This is a genomic window from Kitasatospora sp. NPDC059747 (genome assembly GCF_042732955.1).
GTDB lineage: Bacteria > Actinomycetota > Actinomycetes > Streptomycetales > Streptomycetaceae > Kitasatospora.
Genome location: NZ_JBHWGV010000238.1, coordinates 1 through 5,049 on the forward strand (window position 1 = coordinate 1; position 5,049 = coordinate 5,049).

The 5,049-nt window shown below is 75.6% G+C and carries 2 protein-coding genes; both read right to left on the reverse strand.

The window, feature by feature from the left end; translation table 11 throughout:
* Window positions 1-694 (reverse strand): beta-ketoacyl synthase N-terminal-like domain-containing protein (locus tag ACFV4G_RS42960; protein WP_380449020.1); only part of this gene is annotated, 694 nt, incomplete at its 3' end.
* Between the two features lie 39 nt (window positions 695-733).
* A partial coding sequence (locus ACFV4G_RS42965) for an SDR family NAD(P)-dependent oxidoreductase (RefSeq protein WP_380449022.1) occupies window positions 734-5,049 on the reverse strand: 4,316 nt, incomplete at its 5' end.

Below are 5,049 nucleotides of genomic sequence, written 5' to 3' on the forward strand. Positions count from 1 at the left end.
CGCCCGCCAGCGCCAGGGAACACTCCCCGGAGCGCAGCGCGTTGACCGACAGGTGCAGCGCCACCAGGGAGGACGAGCAGGCGGTGTCCACGGTCAGCGCGGGACCGGTCAGCCCGAACGTGTAGGACAGCCGGCCGGACGCGACACTGCCGGCGCTGCCGTTGCCGAGATAGCCCTCCAACTCCTCGGGCGCCTCCCGCAGCCGTCCGCCGTAGTCGCTGTACATCACCCCGAGGAACACGCCGGTGCGGCTGCCCCGTAAGGCGTCGACGTCGAGATGCCCTCGCTCGAACCCCTCCCAGGCGAGCTCCAGCAGCAGGCGCTGCTGGGGGTCCATCGCGAGCGCCTCGCGCGGACTGATCCCGAAGAACTCGGGATCGAACTCGGCGCAGTCGTGGAGGAATCCGCCCATCCCGGCGTGCGACTTGCCCGGCCGGCCGTCACCGGTGCCCAGCAGCCGGTCGAGGTCCCAGCCCCGGTCGGCCGGCAGCGGGGACAGCGTGTCGCGGCCGTCGGCGACCATCTGCCACAGCTCCTCGGGACTCCGCGCGCCGCCCGGGAACCGGCAGGCCATGCCGACCACGGCAATCGGCTCCCGGGCCCGTGCCTCGACCTCGTCCAGACGCGCCTGCGTCTGCCGGCCGTCCGCGATCGCCCGCTTCAGGTACTCACGCAGTTTGGTCTCGTTCGTCACGTGTTCCACTCCTTCCCGTCCGGCCGGCCAGACGGCCCGTCACTTCGCCTGCAGGAAACCGTTGTCGACCAGATCGAAGAGTTCCTCGTCGGTAGCGGCGTCGAGCTCCGTGCCCGAGGCCGGGCCGGGCTGCCCGGTCAGCTCGGCCAGCAGCTCCGCCAGGCGTGCCGCCGCCCGTTCCCGCACCTCGTCCCGCAGGGCCGTGCCCCGCAGGCCGTCCGCCAGCCGGTCGAGGCCGGCGATGACCGCCTCCGCCGCACGGTCCTCGTTCCCGGCCAGCAGCGTGCCCAGGTGACAGGCGACGGCACGCGGCGTGGGATGGTCGAACACGAGCGTGGTCGGCAGCCGCAGCCCGCAGGCGGCGGCGAGCCGGTTGCGCAGCTCGACCGCGGTCAGCGAGTCGAACCCCATCTCCAGGAATCCCCGGGTGTCGGAGATGTCATCCGCGGACCGGTGTCCCAGCACCGCCGCGACCGTGGAGCACACCAGCTTCAGCAGGACCCGCTCGCGTTCGCTCTCGGACAGGGCATCCACGCCTTCCAGCACGGCCGGCTCCACGGCGCCCGCACCGGAGCGCCCGGACGGCACCGCCTTGGGTCCGGCCAGCGCGCGCAGCACCGGTGGGACCGCGCCGGACGCGGCCCGCGCCCGCAGCGCCACCGGGTCGAGCCGCATGGGCACCAGGACCGCGTCATCGGCCGTCAGCGCCCTGTCGAAGAGTTCCAGGCCCTGCTGCGACGACAGGGGGCGCATCCCGGAACGCGCGATCCGGGCCAGGTCCGCCTCCGCCAGGTGCCCGGTCATCGCGCTCTGCCGCTCCCAGAACCCCCAGGCCAGCGACAGCGCGGGCAGGCCACTCGCCCGGCGGCGCTGTGCCAGCGCGTCCAAGGCCGCGTTCGCCGCGGCGTACGCCCCCTGTCCGGCCGTCCCGAGGACCCCCGACGCCGACGAGAACAGCACGAACGCGGAGAGGTCCGTCCCCCGGGTCAGCGCGTCGAGGTGCTCGGCCGTGTCGGTCTTCGGGCGCAGGACGCGGCTCAGCAGGTCGGGTGTCACGGAGGTCACCACCGCGTCCTCCAGGACCCCGGCGGTGTGGATCACCGCGGTCAGCGGCGCATCGGCGGGTATCCGGGTCAGCGTCGCCGCCAGGGCGTCCCGGTCGGCCACGTCACACGCCGCCACCTCCGCCTCGGCCCCCAGCGCGGACAGCTCCGACACCAGCTCCGCCGCACCCGGGGCCGCCGGGCCCTGACGGCTCACCAGCAGCAGCCGCGCTGCCCCGTGGGCGGTGACCAGGTGGCGGGCGACGAGGCCGCCGAGCATGCCGGTGCCGCCGGTGATCAGGACGGTTCCGCCGGTGAACGGCCGCCGCGCACCGCGCTGTTCCGCGGGCCCGTCCGACGCGGCCAGCCGGGGCAGCATGACCTCGCCGGCGCGCACGGCGACCTGTTCCTCCCCGGTGGCCAGCGCCGCCGCCAGTTGCTCGGGGGAGATGCGGCCGGTGTCCACGTCCACCAGGACGAAGCGGTCCGGGTGTTCCGTCCGAGCCGTCCGCACCAGGCCCCAGACCGCCGCCTGCGCGCTGTCCGGGACGTCCCGCTCCCGTGCCGCGACCGCGCCGCGGGTCACCAGGACCAGCCGCGACGAGGCGAGGTGTTCGTCGGCGAGGTAGGACTGGACCAGGCTCAGCGCCCGCCCCGCCGTCTCCCGCACGGACCCCTCCCCGCCGGCGGACCCGGCGGCGGAGTCCGGGACGCAGGACGCCACCACGACCTCGGGCTCCGCCGCACCGGAACGGACGTGTTCGCCCAGGGCGGCCAGATCGCGGTGCCGGCGCACCTCGGTGCGGTGGTCCGCCGACGGCGTGTCCGAGGGCTCCTCGTATCCGGGAACGGCACCCACCAGCGCCCACCGCGCGGGCGGTTCGGCCCGCCGGGCGGGCGCTGCGGTCCAGTCGAGGCGGAACAGCCCGTCGTGCCGGGACAGGCCGTCGTGCCGGGACAGCCGGGCCGGGCCCAGCTGAGCGGGATCGACCGGCCGCAAGGCCAGCGAACCCACCGAGGCCACCGGGCTGCCGGACGAGTCGGTGAGCGTGAGCGTCACCGCGTCCGGCCCCACGGGCGCCAGCCGTACGCGCAGGGCGCCGGCCCCGGCCGTGTGCACGGACACGTCGCTCCACGAGAAGGGCAGCCGGGCCGCCGCCCCCTCGCCGTCGTCCGAGCCGGTCAGCGCGACGGTCTGCAGGGCCGCGTCCAGCAGCGCGGGGTGCAGGCCGAACGACTCGGCGTCGGAGAGGTGCTCCTCGTCCAGCCGCACCTCGGCGAAGACGGCGTCCCCGAGCCGCCAGGCGGCCCGCAGCCCCTGGAAGGCGGGACCGTACGCGTACCCCTGGTCGGCCAGCCGGGCGTAGTGGCCGCCCACGTCGACCGCGACCGCGCCCGCAGGCGGCCACGCCCCGCTCTCCACCGGAGCGGCGGGCTCTTCGGCGACGAGGAGACCGGTCGCGTGCCGCGTCCAGGGCTCGTCGTCCCCGACCCGGGAGTGCACGGTGACGGACCAGCCCTCGTCCCCGCTCTCCGCCACCACCTGAAGGGTCACCGCCTCGTCGCCGGACAGGAGGAGCGGAGCCTGGACGGTCAGTTCCCGCACCCGCCCGGCGTTCAGCAACCGGCCGGCGTGGTGCGCCAGTTCGAGGAACGCGGTGCCCGGCAGGAGGACGGCGCCGTGCACGGCGTGGTCGGCGAGCCACGGCTGCGTACGGACCGATATCCGTCCGCTGAGCACCAGACCGTTCCCGGTCGCGGCGGCGACGACCGCCTTGACCAGCGGATGCCCGGCCGGGGACAGGCCCGTCGCCGAGAGGTCCGCGCTCGCGCCACGGTCGTCCAGCCAGTAGCCGCGCCGCTGGAAGGCGTACGTCGGCAGATCCACCCGGCGCCCGCCGCCCGCGAACACCCGGGCCCAGTCGAGCGCGGCCCCGTGGGCGTACAGCCTGCCCGCCGACCGGAGGAAACCGTCCGCCCCCGCGTCGTCCCGGTGCACCGACCCGGTGACGAGCACACCGTCCGTCCCGGAGTGCTCCACGGTCTCCTGGAGCGGGACGGTGAGCACCGGGTGAGGGCTCATCTCCAGGAAGACGTCGTAACCGCTCTTCGCCAGCTCCCCGGTCACCTCCGCCAGCCGCACGACCTGGCGGAGGTTGCGGTACCAGTAGTCCGGCCCGAGCTCACCGGCGCCCAGGGCGGTGCCCGTGACCGTCGAGAAGAACGGCGTGCGCGGGGAGGCGGGCGAGATACCGGCGAGCGCTTCCAGCAGCTCGTCGCGCACCTCCTCGACCTGCGGGGAGTGCGAGGCGTAGTCCACCGGGACGCGGCGCGCCCGCACGCCGTCCTCGGCGCACCGGGCCATCAGGCCCTCCAGCGCGTCCGCGTCGCCGGACACCACCACCGAGGAGGGACTGTTGACCGCGGCCACGGACAGCCGCTCCCCCCACAGCCCGACGAGAGCCCCGGCCTCGGCCTCGCCCAGCGCGACGGTGGCCATCGCGCCCCGCCCGGCCAGCGCCCGCAGCGCCTTGCTGCGCACCGCCACCACGCGGGCCGCGTCCTGGAGCGAGAGGGCTCCCGCCACGCAGGCGGCGGCGATCTCGCCCTGCGAGTGGCCCACCACGGCGTCCGGCTCCACGCCCACCGAGCGCCACAGGGCCGCCAGCGACACCATCACCGCGAACAGGGCGGGCTGGACGACGTCCACCCGCTCCAGCCAGCCGGCGTCCGCCCCGCGCAGCACGTCGAGCAGCGACCAGTCCACATGCGACGCGAGTGCGTCGGCGCACTCCCGCAGGGCGTCCCGGAAGACGGGGGAGGAGTCCAGCAGGCCGACGGCCATGCCGGCGAACTGCGCGCCCTGGCCGGGGAAGACGAACACGGTCCGGCACCGCCCGGCCCCGGCGTCCTCCCCGTCGCGCGGCGGAGTGCCGGAGACGACCGCCGGGGACTCCTCGCCCCGGGACAGCGCCGTCAGCGCCCGCACGAACTCGTCCCTGCCGGAGCCGACGACCACCGCCCGGTGCGGGAAGACCGCCCGGGTCGTCACGAGGGAGCGGCCGATGTCCGCGTCGGTCACCTCGCGGTGGGCGTCGGCATAAAGGGCCAGGCGCTGCGCCTGCGCCCGCAGCGCCTCGCGGCTCGCGCCGGACACCATCCATGGCAGGGTCCGCGTGACGGACGGGGCCGCATGCTCGTCCCCGTCGGTGACGGTGGTCTCCGTGGGGGGCGCCTGTTCGAGGATGACGTGGGCGTTGGTGCCGCTGACGCCGAAGGAGGAGACGGCGGCGCGGCGTGGGCGGTCGCTGT